Consider the following 13,122-nt stretch of genomic DNA (forward strand, 5'->3'; position numbering starts at 1 on the left):
CTATGCATGCGCCTTGCGGTGCTTGCCGCTGGGCTTGCGGTGCTTGCCGTGTCCGCCGTGGTGCGCACCATGCGCACTGTGCACGGACCTTGCGGCGTGCCTGCCCGTCGACTGCGCGGGATCGGCCGTAGTCGGGTCCGTGGCGGGGTCCGTGGCGGGGTCCGTGGGCTGCGTCGGATCGGTGGTGGGGTCCGTGGGCTGCGTCGGGTCCGTGGGGTCGGTCGGCTGCGTCGGATCCGTCGGCGGGTCCGTGGGCTGCGTCGGATCCGTCGGCTCGGTGGGCTCGGTGGGCTCGGTCGGGTCCGTGGGCGGCTCGGTCGGTTCGGCCGGCGGCGGCTCGACCGGCACTGTCGGCCCGCTGGTCGGCGGCTCGACGGGCAGCGTCGGTACGGTCGGCTGAGTGGGAACGGTCTCGACCGGCGGTGAAGGCGGCGTCGTCGGCGGCGTGGGTGTCGTGGTCGGAGGCGTGGCCGGAGTGGTGACCGGCGCCGTCGGGGTGGTGACGGGCGCGGTCGGGGTCGTCGCCGGAGCGTCCGGGGTCGTGACCGGCAGAGTAGGCGTCGAAACCGGCGGGGTTGGGGGCATGATCGGCGGGGTTGGGGGCGTGACCGGGAACGTGACCGGCGGAGTGGGCAGTACGACCGGCGGGTCCAGGTCAAACGGGGTGGCGTTCGGGTCGAAGTAGCCGACATCGCCCATTACCAGCGCACTGGCCACACGCCTCGCATCGCCCACAACGGGCTGCCCCGGAGTGACCCCGAGCGTGCCCAGTGCGAGCGCGGCCAGGCGCTTCGGGAGCTTGGGGACTTCCCCGGGCAGCGTGTTGGCCACCTGCTCGGCGAGCAGATCCCCGTACTCGGTGATGCGCTCGGGGTCCGACCCGAACAGCACGAACCTTCCCTCGCGCCGCAGGTTCACGGTGCTGTGCCGGACCCCCAGCGACCTGGCCCACGTCTCCGCGGCCTGGTCACTCGGGAAGATTCGCAGGATGACCCGCTCGTCGTCGTACTCGAAGTAGTACGTGGCGCTGGTGGCATCGACTCCAGCCGAGGCCAGCATCACGTGCCCGTCGTCATCTACGCATCGCGCCCTGAACGCCGCGATCGTGGAGCACTCCTCGTGACCGGCCTGGGCGAACTCCTGGAACTGCGGGTCCTTCTCGAACGCCCCCACAGCGAGGTCGCCATCGTGCCGGAACTGGACGTTGGACACCGCGTAGCCGAGGCCGACGCTGGTGGCCGCGACCGCGGCAACGAGCGCCGTCCGCCCCATGCGGCGTCGAATAGGCGTCGGGGCCTGCGCGAGCACGGTCGGGCGTGCCGGTGCCGGCGGTGGCGCGTCTATGCCGGGGCCGAAGATCTCATCCAGGGACAGGGCCTGCGGCATCGCCGGCCGGATGAGCTCCTGGATCTGGTCCGGGTGCAGCATCGGGTAGTCGTCCCTGAGCGCTTCCTGCGCGGCCCGCACCGCCGAGGCGAGAGTCTGGGCAGGGTTGAGCGCCAGGACGCGCATGGCTCCGCGCTTGATCAGCGCAGCGTCAGAGCGAAGTTTCCCGCTGACCAGGACCAGAGGCAGCGGCGGTTGTGCAGCGGTAGTCACTTCGCACTGCCGTCCTTGGCTGCCTGCTCGTCCAGCAGCTCGGCGGCGTGCTCCAGGATCTCCTGCGCCTCGATGGCGCCGATCCGCTCCTTGCCGGTGGCGATGACCTCTGTGCCGCCGTCGTCGGAGGTGACCCGGGCTGCGAAGCGCGCTTCGGCCGTGTGGCTGTCGCGCGAACCCGCGTCGGGGCGTATGCCGACGCGTTCGGCGCGCTCCTCGGCCAGGGTGCGGTGAATGGCCGCCAAGCCGGCCAGGCGCACCGACTCCGGCGGCGCCTCACGCGGCAGCAGTAGCGGCGGGCACACTGCACCGACCTGGGGAGGCTCCGGCTGTCGTACGCGCCTGTGCCTGCCCGTCCCACCCATCAAACCCACCCTCATCACCCCTGCCCCCCAACGGGAACAGGGTTCGCGTCCACGGCCTGCAGGGCAAACCGATACTCCGCGATCCTACTTTCCTGGGGAACCGCGGCCCGCAGCTTGGCCCTGGCCCGAGCGTGACGGGCGCGCGCCGTGGCGTGCGAAATTCCCAACACCTCAGCAGCTTCAGCGGCGTTGACGCCGACGTAGTCGATCAGGGTCAGAATTTCTCGGTCGATGCGCCGCATCCGGCCCACCTCACGGACGACGGCCTCCGCCATTTCGTTCTGTTCGGCGACCTGCTCCGGCCCGGGCTGCGCCGCCGGAGTGTCCACGGCGATCATGTCCGCGCACGGCACCTCCCACGTGCGGCGGCCGCGGGCGCGGGACCAGTCGATGGCGGTGTTGCGGGCAATGGACATCACCCAACTGGTGATTCCGCCATCGCTGGCCAGGCGGTAGTTGCCGATCGAGCGGACGACCTTGACCCAGACTTCCTGGGTGACTTCCGCGACGGCCTCGGGGTCGCGCACATAGCGCTGTACGTCGCGGTACACCTTCTGCCACAGCGCGGAGTACAGCCCGGTCAGGGCGGCCTCCTTCTGTGCGTCGCCCTCGCGGGCGGCCACGGCCAGCGCTTCCAGCTCCGGGTCGGGTGCCGGAGGCTGCGAAGGCCGGCGGGTGTAGGTGATACGCACAACTAACCCCTTCGGAGGGAACGAATCCGGGGCGCCATGCCCCCCATGCTGTATTCGAACACACATGCGATACGTTGCAGGTCGGTGGGTTTAGCGTTACGGTGCGGGGCACGCCGGGCGTAGCTGCCCGGAAAGCCCGCAGCGAAAGGCCGCCGCCGTGTCCTCCCCGTCCCCCGCACGTGACCTGCTGGCCACCGTCGAAGCCGGACGGTGGCTGACCCACGATGAGGCTGCCGATGCTGCGCGCCGAGCCGGCCGCAGCGTGACTGGCCCATCGGACGACCTGCACATCGACGGGGTTCCGCTGCGATCCGCCGTGCGATGTGGCCGCCGTACAGGCGCCGTCATCACCGACGGCGTGGGCCGCTTCCTGGTTCGCCGACCCGCCTGACAGTCCGCTGCGAAAGAGGCATCCCCTTCCACGCTGATGCGCGTGCGGAGGTGGGTGCCTCTTCCACTCTGATGCGACTGCGGTGGTCGGTGTCCCCTCCATGCACCAGAGGGGGCAGGCGCATGGAGGGGTAAAGCAAATTACTAGCCGGTAAAGCAAAATTCCCGGCTCGGGTAAAGCAACCCTTACTTCACCCCACTATTCGTTCGACCGAAGTGGAATGACGCGGGTGTGATTACCAGCCGAGATCGCCGTCGGTGTGCATCCCGCCGTTGGGCGCGGGAGCCACGGCCCAGCCGAGGTCGCCCTGCGGGGTGGCGGTGACGGGGGCCGTCACTGCGGTCGTCGGCTCGGCGGCCGAAGCGGTGCTGCTGAGCAGCGTGGTCATGGCAGTTGCGGCGATGGCCACGGCCACCATGGCGAGGGTGCGAGACATAAGGACTCCTTGGGGTGTGGCCCGGGACAGGTCAGGTCCCGGGACGATCTGCTCCGGTTTGTAACCACAGAGTGATCTTGCGGCCAACCATGGTCTACGCCACAGGTACGATCAACCGGAATGGCCGCAAGAATTGACGTGTGTAAAAAGTGGGCGTGTGTGATGCGGGGAAAAATCGACGTTTCGGACAGTGATGTACGTCACACGATGTTTGAGGATGACGTCCTCAAGGCCTATGCCAAGGCGAGAGAAGGCCTGTATCTCGACCAGCAAGAGCGGGCAAATCTCCTCGAATGGGAACTAGCAATCCCGGACCCGACCAACCCTGATCGGGTGGTCCCCAGGGAGATCGAACGGATACCGGAGGTCTACCGCGACAACGCTGTCCAGTCCCTCACCGGGGCGCTGACCGCCCTCGAACGCGTGAGTCACGTGATGGACGCGCTCCGCCGCACCTACCGGCCCACCGGCAACACCGCCGACCACGGCATCACCCTCATGCGGGGCGACCGTGACCGCGTCACCGCCGCCATCGCGCGGGCGGCGGACGCGTGCACCGTCGGCGTCTGGACCTCCAACCCGAACATGCGCCCGGCTGCGGAGCTCGCCCGACTGGAGGCGCACGACGTCGAGTTCCGGCAGTCGGGCCGCCCCATGTACAGCCTCTACGCGGACGAGTACCGCACCGCCGAGCCCATGCAGGCCTGGGTGCGACGCGTCACCGAGCAGCAGAGCGAGCAGGTTCGGACGCTGCCCGCCGCGATGTTCTGCAAGGTGAAGATCGTGGATCCGGGCCTGCCGACCGGCGAGGCCTTCATTGAGGACTACCTGGACGGAGACCCCAGCAGCGCCCTCCACGTGAGGGAGCCGCGCATGGTGGCGTGGCTCGGCGCCGAGTACCAGCGATGGTGGAATGCGGCCCTCCCGTGGGACGGCACCGACCGCTTCCTGCCCGGCCGCAACGAGGCCGGCACCACCATCCGAGTCACCGACGAGCTCGACCTGTGCATCCTCCTCTTCACCGAGCAGGACAAGACGCAGGCCTGGATCGCCGACCGCCTCCACCGCCAGGAGCGCCTGATCTCCGCGCGCATGACGAAGTTGCGCCTGCAGTTGGGCTTCAAGACCAAGGGCGGCTTGATCGCCTGGTGGATGACCTCCCCGGACCGCGCCGCATACCTGGCCGCCATAGAGGGCCGTGCAACGACGCTCGCCGCGCGCCCCAAGAGTGCATGAGGGACGCGCGGCGAGATCGTGCACGGCCCGCTCATCGCTGCGGGCCGCTGCCCCCTACGTCGGCGCTGGGGGCGGTCCCCTCCGGGGGTTGAGGGGAGCTGCAGGGCTACCCGGTGACGGGTAGCGGGTACTCGGGGGTGTCCAGCCAGTACCGGTGCACCCCGCCCGGGGAGACCGTCAGGCCGAACCGGTCGAAGTCCGGACGCTGGTGCGCGTCCCACCAGGCCCACGCCGCGGCGACCTCGTCCCAGAGGCGCCGCGGCCCGTACTCCACGACGTGACTGACCGGCTTGCCGGGCACGTGGTCCGCGGTCGCCCACGAGTCGCCCGCCGTGTCGGTCAGCCACAGCGTGAACTTCCCGCCGCTGTACCGCTCGACCTCCAGGGCCACGGTCGGCACCTGCAGACCGACCGCGAACTGTGCGATCCACGGCAGCAGCTCGTCCACGGGCACGCCCGTGGTCGACCGGTCACCGTCGCCCGGCCACTTCTTCCCGCCCAGGTACTCGATCGGCGGCCGCTGCTCCGGCCGCTGCTGCCGCAGCCGCATGAACGCCGACGACGTGACGAACAGGCCCGTCGCCGAGCCGTCCTCGCGCACCGTCAGGCGGGCGATGCCCTCCCCGCCGTAGTCCGGGCCGAGCGGCGCCAGGACCAGACCGCCGGGCCGGGTCTGCTCGATCCACGCGGGCGGCACCGTGGTCACCGAGCACGTGGCGATGACCCGGTCGTACGGGCCGCCGGCCGCGTACCCGACCGTGCCGTCGCCCACCACCGTCGTCACCCGGGCCGCCCCGGCCGCCTTCAAGGCTTGCGCGGCGGCCGCCGCAACGGTCTCGTCGTACTCGACGCTGACGACCTGGTCCGGCCCGAGCCGCGCCGCCATCAGCGCGGCGTTCCACCCGGTGCCCGTACCGATCTCCAAGACGCGGTCGCCGTCCTCGAGGTGCAGCGCCGTCAGCATGCGGAAGACCATGGCAGGCATGCTGTTGGAGGAGGACGGCCACCCGCTGGGTTCGTCGCCCTCGGCGGCCGCCCCTCCGGAGAACTGCGTCGTGATCGGGCTGTCCTCGCCGACGGCCGACCACCAGGTTTCCGGGTCGGCGTCGCGGTCGATGCGCCTGTGCGCGCCCTTGCCTCCGTCCGCCCTGGCCCACGCCTGCGGCGGGATGAACAGGTCGCGGGGAGCTGCCGACAGTGCGGGCAGCCACTCCGCCGGAAGGTCCCCGGCCTCGATGAGCGCGGAGGCCAGCCGCGTACGGCTGGCCTCCGGCTGGTGCTGATCGCTCATCGACTACCGGCCGCTGCTGTCGGAGTGGCCGCCGTCCTCGCTGCCACCCTTCCCGCCGTGGTCGTTGCCGCTGTCGGAGTCGTCCTCTCCGCCGTCGGCCGCGACGATGCCGGTGTGCAGCTCGGGGGTGATCTCGTCCATCTGGAACCTCCTCGGGTCGGTCCGCGCGAGGGCCATCCTCGCGCGGGTCGTGCGCCTTGCGGGGCCCGTTCCGGCCGGCTGACCTCCGGCCGGAACGGGAGTGGGTCGCCGTCTCCTGTGCGAACCCCAGTCAGCACGGGAGACGGCCGTCTAAGGGAGGGACGGGGCGTAGGGGCGGTGCAGGGCCTCCGCCGTGGCGCGCTGCCGACGCAGCCCGTCCGCCATGCAGGCGCGGCACTTCCCGCGCGGCACCGCCAGCCCTGCCGGGTACACCGCGACCACCGGGGTGATCGGCACGCCGTCGACCAGACAGAGCAGGCACGACCCGGGCGCCCACGGGCGGGCGTCGAGCAGCTCCGCTTCCTCGTCGTCCAGGACCACCGCGGCGGCCGCCGTCACGGCCGCGCCAGCACTGGCTGAGGCGGCGCCAGCTCGAACCGGTCCAGGGCGTGCCGCAGCAGCATCGGGTGCACCAGGGTGCCGTTGGCCAGCGGGCGCACCCGCCAGTGCGGGCCGGGCTCGCGCCACGCGCCCTTCGGCGGCACCGGAATCTGGAAGGGGCCGCCGAAGCACAGGCCCCGCTCGTGCTCCCAATTGCGGCTCGTGCCCACGGGGACAAGCCACATCAGCGAGTCGCCGTGTGCGATGACGGGGCCGCAGCCCCCGACGTGATACCGCTCCATCCAGCCCACGGCCCGCGTGCCGCAGTCGCCGTAGGTGGTGAGAACCACGTCCCACGCGTCGCCGGCCGCCTGCAGCGTGCAGTCGGCCCCGGTGACCAGGGCGCGCACGAGCTCCGCGAGCTCCCGAAACTCGTCCGAGTCCGGTGGTGAACCTGCCGCAGCAGGCAGTGATCCATTCATGGCCGTCCCTAGGATGAGTAGGGCTGATGTCGCAGCGAACCGGCACCGGGCGAGGCCTCCGGCAGAGCGAAGCCGCCGCCGAATGTGTCCCCTGACCGGGCCAGAAACGCTACGTTGAGCGAACCGCAAGTGACGCCCCGTCGGAACGGCCGCCGGGTGGGGAACGCGGTGAAACCGGTGAAAGATCGCGGACGACGGGGGCGATCCCATGGCTGACCAGCGGCAGCGCAACGAGCGCCTTGCGGCCCTCCTTGCCGAGGCTGGGTGGACGCACACCGATGCCGCGGCCGCGTTCGTCCGCGTGGCCTCGGAGAACGGCGCTGGCCAGTTCGCCAGCGTCGGCCGCTCCCACGTCTCGAAATGGGTCGCCGGCCACGCCCCATCCGGCCGCGGCCCCGACTACCTGCGCGAGGCACTGTCCCGCAGGCTCGGCCGCACCCTCACCGCCGACGACATCGGCCTCACCCCCGCGTCAACTCCCCAACGCACAGCCCCCGCATGGGACACGGATACCCTGTCGGCGCTGACCGACCTGGGGAGATCCAACGTGGACCTGGACCGCCGCCGTGCTCTGGGAGCAGCTGCCTACTCCGTGGCCGCGCTCGCCTTACCCGGCAGCTCCTGGTGGTCGCAGATGGCCGAGCGTGGAGCCGTCCACCGCACCAGTGGACCGGGCGCCGTCGGCCGCGGGGACCTGGAAGCAGTCCGAGACATGGCCTCCATGTTCTCGAGGATCGACCAGAAACATGGCGGGGGGCACGCCCGCACCGCCGTCGTCCAGTACCTCACGTGGGACGTGACCCGGCTCCTGCGCGGCCGCTACGCCGACGAACGCACCCGCCGCGACATGCTGTCGGCCGCTGCAGAACTGGCCTACCTCGCCGGGTGGATGGCCTTCGACAACTCCGAGCACGCGACGGCGCAGCGCCACTTCACCGACGCCGTGAAGTTGGCCGCCGAAGCCGACGATCCGCCGATGGCCGCCCACATCCTGCGCGCCATGGCGCACCAGGCCGTCGACCTGGGCCACCCCGGCCACGCCCTGGACCTGGCGGCCGCGTCGGTCGACGGGCGCCGCTACACCCTGGCCAGCCCCCGCGAGCGGTCCCTGCTCGGCGTCGTCCACGCCCGCGCCCTGGCCGCCGCCGGCGAACTCGGCGCGGCCGCCGCGGCGCTGCTGCGCGCCGAGGACGAGCTGCGCGCCGCCGACGGCACCGACGAGCCCGCGCGCGTCTTCTTCTTCACCGAAGCCTCCCTTGCGCACGAGACCGCGTGCACCCTGCGCGACAGCGGAGACCTTGCTGGCGCCCTCGCCCAGTTCCGGCGAAGCGTCCGCACCCGCCAGGCCGCGGCGTTCACCCGCACCCACGCCGTGACCCTCGGGTACTACGGCGCCGTGCAGGCCCGCCAAGGCGCCATCGAAGAGGCCTGCGCCACCTGGAACCGGGCCCTGGACGCCATGGACGGAGTCCACTCCGGCCGAGCCCGGCAGACCGCCGTCACCATGCGGTCCGCCCTGTCCCCGTACCGGCAGCGCGGCGTGCGCGCCGTGACCGACACCGACGCCCGCGCGGCCGCGTTCCTGGCCGACGCCGCCTGACCGCCGACGAGAGGAAACCATGCCCGGTCCGTTCGAGGTGCAGACCATCGCCACCGTGGTGGGCGGCCGCACCGAAGTCGCAGACGACTACTGGGGAGGCGTCCAGTCCATCATCCGCCTGGACGACCGGTTCCCCGCCGAGACCCTGCAGGGGCTCGACGCGTTCTCCCACCTGGTCGTCACCTGGCACTTCCACCTGGCCTCGCCCGACGACGTCGCGCTCCACGTTCGCAGCCCCCGAGGCAATCCGGCCTGGCCCGCCACGGGCACGTTCGTGCACCGCAACCACCGCCGGCCGAACCAGCTCGCCACCTCGTTCCCGCGGCTGCTCAAGGTCGACGGCCGCGACATCCACGTCACCGACCTGGACGCGGTCGACGGCACGCCCGTGATCGACCTGTCCCCATTCTTCGGCGCCATGGGCCCGCAGGGGCCGATCCAAGAGCCGGAGTGGCCCGGCGAGATGCTCGCCGACTACTGGGCGACGCAGGGACGCTGAACCCTGGAGCCGCGCCCGCGCGCTGAGGCACAATGAGCCGACGGAGGCCCTGACCGATGGATGAGATCGGGCGGGGCCTCCGTCGCGTCCGCGAGCTGCCACACTGATCATGGGGCGGCAATGATCCCCGGGAAGCTCCCGGGACACCTGGCGGTGACGGCCGCCGCCCCCGTCGACCGTCTGCCGGGACCAGGCAGGGACCAGGTGACTGGACCCTCCCGCTACTCGGTGCCCACCCAGGGGATCCCCACCGTGCGGGGCGAGATGCCCCCGGAGACGACGAACGCCCCGCCCCGGGGAATCCAGGGCGGGGCGTTCGCTTTCCCGCTGCTCAGTCGCGCAGCGCCTCGAACCGGGCCTCCGCCTGCAGCAGCAGATCCACGCTGGTGTGCCGGGCGTACAGGGCCCGGATCTCCTGCCCGGCCCGCGCGTCGTCGCGCAAGACGCCCTGCTGCCGCGCGACCGCCGCCCGCAGAGCGTCGCAGAACTCCTGCGGCGGGGTCACCACGCGCAGAGCCTCCACCTTGCCCGTGTTCGCGTCGACCAGGACCAGGCGCAGCGGGAACACCCCTGCGGCCGGGAGCTCGACCGGCTCCGCGATGGCCTGCCGGTGGTACTCCCACGCCGCATCCGACCACGGCAGACCGTGCTTCGGGTTGCTGTCGCGCGGGTCAGTGAAGCGGTACAGCAGCATGGCGAACCGGTCGAACGGCACGATGCCGAACTCGGCCGTGCCCTGCCCGAACGCCTTCACCTCATGCCGGGCCGGAGCGTCGATCGGCAGAACGAACTCCGCCCCCGACGGGGTCAGGCGAAGCTGCCCCATGCCCCCGGGCCACTGGGTGATGCGCGCGTTGTACGGCTCGCCCACCGCGAGCCGGTGCAGCGCGGCCGCCGGCTCCCCGCTGTCGAACTCGTCGTCGCCCGGGTCGGTCACCAGGCCCAGCGTCGGGTCATAGGGCAGATCGGCCACGGGGTAGCCGTCCCGGAAGGTGTACCCGGCCCGCAACACGGCCTTCACCGGGGCGGGCACCACGAACGCCCCCGGGTCGACACCCGCGTCGTAGAGCGACCCGAGCGCGACCAACAGGGAGTGCCCGCCATCGAGCAGGTACAGGTGCCACGGCGCGATGTCCGCAGGCAGCTCACCCGGGTACGGGTGCCCCGGTAGCTGCCCCAGGCCGAAGCGGTCGATCAGGTCAGCGGGGTCGGGTGTGGCAGTCATGCCGGTGTCCTCCTACAGTCGGTGCGGGCGGGGCCGAATTCGCCTCGGCCCCGCCCGCTCTCATCCTTGCTCACTGGCCACCGCGCGCGGCGGCCTTCCGGACCTACTCGCCCGCTACCGGGCGCAGCACCACGTGGGATCCATCGCCTCGGCGCAGCCGCAGCGTCACGCCGTCCGCGTGCCGGTCCACCCGCATCCCGTGCTCGGCGAGCGCATCGGCCACCTGCCGCGCCACCTGGTCCCCGGGCACGGCCTGGTCCTCGCCGACACCCCCGACGCGGTACGCCGCGCCCACGTCGACTACCTGAGCCGCGATCCCGGCGCGCTGGTGCTCGGAGTAGACCAGCGCCCCGCAGGCCTCCAGCTTCCACTCCCGCGACGGAAGGTCGGGCAGGCCCAGGACCGTCGTCCAGCCCTCCAGCAGCCACACGGTGGTTCCCACGACGGGGCCGTGCTTGCGGATGGCGGGCCGGCCGTCCATGCGGAACCGGTCTCCGGTCACGTGCACGATCCCGGAAGCCGGGTCGGACGCCATGTTGGCCTCGGTCACCCGGAGCCGGTACGGGCGGGCGTTCGGCCTGCCCGACAGGACTTCCGTCACCGTGATGGTCTGTCCCACCAGGGCCCGCACCGCCTCCGGCTGCTCCTGGACGTCGCCGCTCATGCGGACCCCCCTGCGATCCGGGCCGCGTTGCCCATGTCCGCTGCGGACTGCGGCGTGCCGCCGCCGTTGACCACCAGGTAGAACGCCGCCTCATCCGCAAGGGTGGCGCAGTCCTTCACCTTGGCGACGAGCAGCGACGCGTACCGGTCCATGAACCGGCGCCCCATGTCGGACAGGCCCGGGTACCGGACGTACGGGCCGTCGTCGGTCTCCTCGGTGGTGTCGACGTGGTCGGCAGGGAACCACGACGCGGGCACCGCGAACTTCCCCGCCACCCACTCGACGGCCGTGGTGAGACGCTGCTTGCCGTCCACGCACGCCCACCACGCCTCATCGGTGTGCGTGTTCGGGTCGGTGTCGGGGTGGGCCTCCGCCCACGCGGGGGCGCACCGGTCGGCGAGGATGACCACGCCGGCAGGCAGGCCGCGCAGCCACGTGTGGACGAGCGCCCGCCGCTGGTCCAGCTCCCACACGCTGCCGCGCTGGTACGGCGGGTCAAGGGTCAGTTCCCCCCGCTCGATCCACTTCACCAGCTCCGCGGCGGTCATGAACGACGGGTTCAGGCTCAGGTGATCCAGGGGTGACGCGGTCTGCAGCGTCGGCACGGCCGCCATCACAGGTCGCCCGGGGCGTCCGGGTGGACCGGGCACGGCCCGTACGGGCCGTTGGGCCCGATCTTCGGGTGAACGTGCCGGATCCCCGACAGGGAGCACCCGGTGCCGGGGTCCTGGTCGCAGAACTCGACGCACTCGCACTCGTCCTCGTCCGCGTCGGTCGTCTCGGGCGCGGCCGCGAGGAGACGCCCCTCCGTCTTCGGGAAGGCGTGCACCGTGGCCTTGCGCTCCGCCTCGGAAGCCTCCATGCGGAGCTTGGTCCGCTCGTCTGCGGGGTCCAGGATCACGTTGATTGCGGTGATGCCCTCGCGGGGGTTCCCGCTCCAGTCGACGCGGGTCACGATCCACTCGCCGGGCGGCTCGTCGGTCGTCGCGTCGGTCTCGTCTTCCTGCCAGAAGACCGTCTCTCCCTGCCGGGGAAGCGCGGGCAACTGCACCTGGTAGTCCACGTGGGGGAACATCAAGGTCGCATGGATCATGTGGGGTGTCCTTCCGTGTGTGGGTCGTTCGGGGACGCCCGGCCAGCACCGTACCGGCCGGGCGTAGGGTCAGGCAGCGGACTGCCGAAGGGGTGTGCGGGCGCCGGGGGTTGCTGACCTCCAGCGCCCCAGACACTACACCAGCAGAACCCAGCGAACCAGGGGCCGCACAGCAGAACGCCCCGCCCGGAACGAGTCCAGGGCGGGGCGCTGCACCGCGCTCAGGCCTGCGGGTACGAACGCTCTCTCAGCAGCATCCGGCCCAACTGGGCCAGGTCGAGGACTCCGCCAACCTTCCGATCCTGCTTGCAGCTCTCGCACGGGGCGATCAGCGTCAGCGCCTCCTCGTCGCCGCCGCCGCCGGACCACCGCAGGATCAGGCCCGGCGACCCGGGCACGGGCGCGTCCGCCTCCGCCTCCACGCCCTCGGACCGCAGCACGTTCGCCGTGAACGTCAATTCCGCGGCCGCCTCCTCGCCCAGCGTCCGCTTGGCGAATCCGGAGGCGTACGCCGGCCACGCCGCACGGCTCGCGGCCTCGGCCGCACCCGACGCCTCCCACGCCTCCCGCTCGGCGGTCAGGGCCAGGTCCGTCAACGTCGTTCCCATGGGTTTCTCCTCGTGTGTCTTGCAGGTGGGGCCCGCCCGGCACGGCGCCAGGGCAGGAAGTCTGGGGGTGGCTCAGCCGAAGAGGGCGAGCTGTCCGGCGGGGTCGCTGGCGAAGAGTGCGACCTGTCCGGCGGGGCCGCCGTCGTCCTCGGCGGGCTCCTCGGCGGGGCCGCAACCCTGCCGGGCGTGGTCAAACACGTCGCACGTGTGCCGCATCGAGTGGCGGTCTTCGAGGTAGCAGCAGGTCCACCCGCACCGGTCGCACTTGGACCAGATGAACGTGCGGACGTCCTTCGGGCGGGCCGGCGGGCGCGGGCCGATCCACGTCCGGATGTGAGTCGTGTCGGGGACGGCCACGGGGGTTGCTCCAGTCTCGGTAAGGGGGATGTCGGCGCCCGCCCGGCCCAGCACGGAGGGCG

Annotated in this window: 17 protein-coding genes; 3 read left to right on the plus strand and 14 right to left on the minus strand. The window is 71.7% G+C overall.

The annotated features are described in order from the left end of the window. The 4 genes from ACZ7MY_RS36175 to ACZ7MY_RS36190 form a co-directional block, all read right to left on the minus strand. Entirely contained in the window at nucleotides 1–1,512 is a 1,512-nt protein-coding gene (locus ACZ7MY_RS36175) for a hypothetical protein (RefSeq protein WP_499608702.1), read from the minus strand. An 83-nt stretch (nucleotides 1,513–1,595) separates the two neighbouring features. Further along, a complete protein-coding gene (locus tag ACZ7MY_RS36180; RefSeq protein ID WP_499608704.1) occupies nucleotides 1,596–1,904 on the minus strand; it encodes a hypothetical protein in 309 nt (102 codons plus the stop codon). A gap of 74 nt (nucleotides 1,905–1,978) precedes the next feature. Further along, on the minus strand, nucleotides 1,979–2,656 hold the full coding sequence (locus tag ACZ7MY_RS36185; RefSeq protein ID WP_499608707.1) for an RNA polymerase sigma factor: 678 nt from the start codon (nucleotides 2,654–2,656) through the stop codon (nucleotides 1,979–1,981). A 626-nt stretch (nucleotides 2,657–3,282) separates the two neighbouring features. Then, the gene (locus tag ACZ7MY_RS36190; protein WP_499608710.1) at nucleotides 3,283–3,483 is read right to left on the minus strand and encodes a hypothetical protein; all 201 of its coding nucleotides are present in this window, start codon (nucleotides 3,481–3,483) and stop codon (nucleotides 3,283–3,285) included. A gap of 333 nt (nucleotides 3,484–3,816) precedes the next feature. Here ACZ7MY_RS36190 and ACZ7MY_RS36195 point away from each other — a divergent pair, with 333 nt between their 5' ends. Then, nucleotides 3,817–4,719 carry a hypothetical protein gene (locus tag ACZ7MY_RS36195; protein ID WP_499608713.1) on the plus strand — a complete coding sequence of 301 codons (903 nt, stop codon included), beginning with the start codon at nucleotides 3,817–3,819 and terminating at the stop codon, nucleotides 4,717–4,719. A 106-nt stretch (nucleotides 4,720–4,825) separates the two neighbouring features. Here ACZ7MY_RS36195 and ACZ7MY_RS36200 read toward each other — a convergent pair whose 3' ends face one another. The 4 genes from ACZ7MY_RS36200 to ACZ7MY_RS36215 all read right to left on the minus strand — a co-directional run bounded on the left by ACZ7MY_RS36200 (nucleotide 4,826) and on the right by ACZ7MY_RS36215 (nucleotide 7,014). Next, nucleotides 4,826–6,010, minus strand: a complete 1,185-nt coding sequence (locus ACZ7MY_RS36200) for a methyltransferase domain-containing protein (RefSeq protein ID WP_499608715.1) — start codon at nucleotides 6,008–6,010, stop codon at nucleotides 4,826–4,828. A 3-nt stretch (nucleotides 6,011–6,013) separates the two neighbouring features. Beyond that, entirely contained in the window at nucleotides 6,014–6,151 is a 138-nt protein-coding gene (locus tag ACZ7MY_RS36205) for a hypothetical protein (protein ID WP_499608716.1), read from the minus strand. Between the two features lie 150 nt (nucleotides 6,152–6,301). Further along, a complete protein-coding gene (locus ACZ7MY_RS36210; RefSeq protein ID WP_499608719.1) occupies nucleotides 6,302–6,550 on the minus strand; it encodes a hypothetical protein in 249 nt (82 codons plus the stop codon). Then, nucleotides 6,547–7,014, minus strand: a complete 468-nt coding sequence (locus tag ACZ7MY_RS36215) for a hypothetical protein (RefSeq protein ID WP_499608722.1) — start codon at nucleotides 7,012–7,014, stop codon at nucleotides 6,547–6,549. Before ACZ7MY_RS36215 ends, ACZ7MY_RS36210 begins: the two co-directional genes overlap by 4 nt. 208 nt (nucleotides 7,015–7,222) lie before the next feature. Here ACZ7MY_RS36215 and ACZ7MY_RS36220 point away from each other — a divergent pair, with 208 nt between their 5' ends. Both ACZ7MY_RS36220 and ACZ7MY_RS36225 read left to right on the plus strand, forming a co-directional pair. Next, entirely contained in the window at nucleotides 7,223–8,614 is a 1,392-nt protein-coding gene (locus tag ACZ7MY_RS36220; RefSeq protein WP_499608724.1) for an NsdA family TPR-like regulatory protein, read from the plus strand. A 19-nt stretch (nucleotides 8,615–8,633) separates the two neighbouring features. Next, on the plus strand, nucleotides 8,634–9,113 hold the full coding sequence (locus tag ACZ7MY_RS36225; RefSeq protein WP_499608727.1) for an SAM-dependent methyltransferase: 480 nt from the start codon (nucleotides 8,634–8,636) through the stop codon (nucleotides 9,111–9,113). A gap of 331 nt (nucleotides 9,114–9,444) precedes the next feature. Here ACZ7MY_RS36225 and ACZ7MY_RS36230 read toward each other — a convergent pair whose 3' ends face one another. From ACZ7MY_RS36230 to ACZ7MY_RS36255, 6 genes are all read right to left on the minus strand, one after another. Then, nucleotides 9,445–10,338 carry a hypothetical protein gene (locus ACZ7MY_RS36230; protein WP_499608729.1) on the minus strand — a complete coding sequence of 298 codons (894 nt, stop codon included), beginning with the start codon at nucleotides 10,336–10,338 and terminating at the stop codon, nucleotides 9,445–9,447. A gap of 103 nt (nucleotides 10,339–10,441) precedes the next feature. Next, on the minus strand, nucleotides 10,442–11,002 hold the full coding sequence (locus tag ACZ7MY_RS36235) for a hypothetical protein (RefSeq protein ID WP_499608731.1): 561 nt from the start codon (nucleotides 11,000–11,002) through the stop codon (nucleotides 10,442–10,444). Further along, complete coding sequence (locus tag ACZ7MY_RS36240) at nucleotides 10,999–11,607, minus strand: DUF262 domain-containing protein (protein WP_499608733.1); 609 nt, start codon at nucleotides 11,605–11,607, stop codon at nucleotides 10,999–11,001. The genes ACZ7MY_RS36235 and ACZ7MY_RS36240 overlap by 4 nt, the downstream gene beginning before the upstream one ends. Nucleotides 11,608–11,615: 8 nt before the next feature. After that, the gene (locus ACZ7MY_RS36245) at nucleotides 11,616–12,095 is read right to left on the minus strand and encodes a hypothetical protein (RefSeq protein ID WP_499608736.1); all 480 of its coding nucleotides are present in this window, start codon (nucleotides 12,093–12,095) and stop codon (nucleotides 11,616–11,618) included. Between the two features lie 221 nt (nucleotides 12,096–12,316). Next, nucleotides 12,317–12,703, minus strand: a complete 387-nt coding sequence (locus ACZ7MY_RS36250; protein ID WP_499608738.1) for a hypothetical protein — start codon at nucleotides 12,701–12,703, stop codon at nucleotides 12,317–12,319. A gap of 72 nt (nucleotides 12,704–12,775) precedes the next feature. Next, on the minus strand, nucleotides 12,776–13,060 hold the full coding sequence (locus tag ACZ7MY_RS36255; RefSeq protein WP_499608740.1) for a hypothetical protein: 285 nt from the start codon (nucleotides 13,058–13,060) through the stop codon (nucleotides 12,776–12,778). Between the last annotated feature and the right edge of the window lie 62 nt (nucleotides 13,061–13,122).

The sequence above is a fragment of the Streptomyces sp. NPDC111520 genome (assembly GCF_055635295.1).

Excerpts from the sequence above, each read along its gene's own strand:
- ACZ7MY_RS36175 (WP_499608702.1), bottom strand. The coding sequence starts at position 1,512 with ATGCGCGTCCTGGCGCTCAACCCTGCCCAGACTCTCGCCTCGGCGGTG.
- ACZ7MY_RS36190 (WP_499608710.1), bottom strand. The coding sequence starts at position 3,483 with ATGTCTCGCACCCTCGCCATGGTGGCCGTGGCCATCGCCGCAACTGCC.
- ACZ7MY_RS36200 (WP_499608715.1), bottom strand. The coding sequence starts at position 6,010 with ATGAGCGATCAGCACCAGCCGGAGGCCAGCCGTACGCGGCTGGCCTCC.
- ACZ7MY_RS36205 (WP_499608716.1), bottom strand. The coding sequence starts at position 6,151 with ATGGACGAGATCACCCCCGAGCTGCACACCGGCATCGTCGCGGCCGAC.
- ACZ7MY_RS36215 (WP_499608722.1), bottom strand. The coding sequence starts at position 7,014 with ATGAATGGATCACTGCCTGCTGCGGCAGGTTCACCACCGGACTCGGAC.
- ACZ7MY_RS36220 (WP_499608724.1), top strand. The coding sequence starts at position 7,223 with ATGGCTGACCAGCGGCAGCGCAACGAGCGCCTTGCGGCCCTCCTTGCC.
- ACZ7MY_RS36225 (WP_499608727.1), top strand. The coding sequence starts at position 8,634 with ATGCCCGGTCCGTTCGAGGTGCAGACCATCGCCACCGTGGTGGGCGGC.
- ACZ7MY_RS36230 (WP_499608729.1), bottom strand. The coding sequence starts at position 10,338 with ATGACTGCCACACCCGACCCCGCTGACCTGATCGACCGCTTCGGCCTG.
- ACZ7MY_RS36235 (WP_499608731.1), bottom strand. The coding sequence starts at position 11,002 with ATGAGCGGCGACGTCCAGGAGCAGCCGGAGGCGGTGCGGGCCCTGGTG.
- ACZ7MY_RS36245 (WP_499608736.1), bottom strand. The coding sequence starts at position 12,095 with ATGATCCATGCGACCTTGATGTTCCCCCACGTGGACTACCAGGTGCAG.
- ACZ7MY_RS36250 (WP_499608738.1), bottom strand. The coding sequence starts at position 12,703 with ATGGGAACGACGTTGACGGACCTGGCCCTGACCGCCGAGCGGGAGGCG.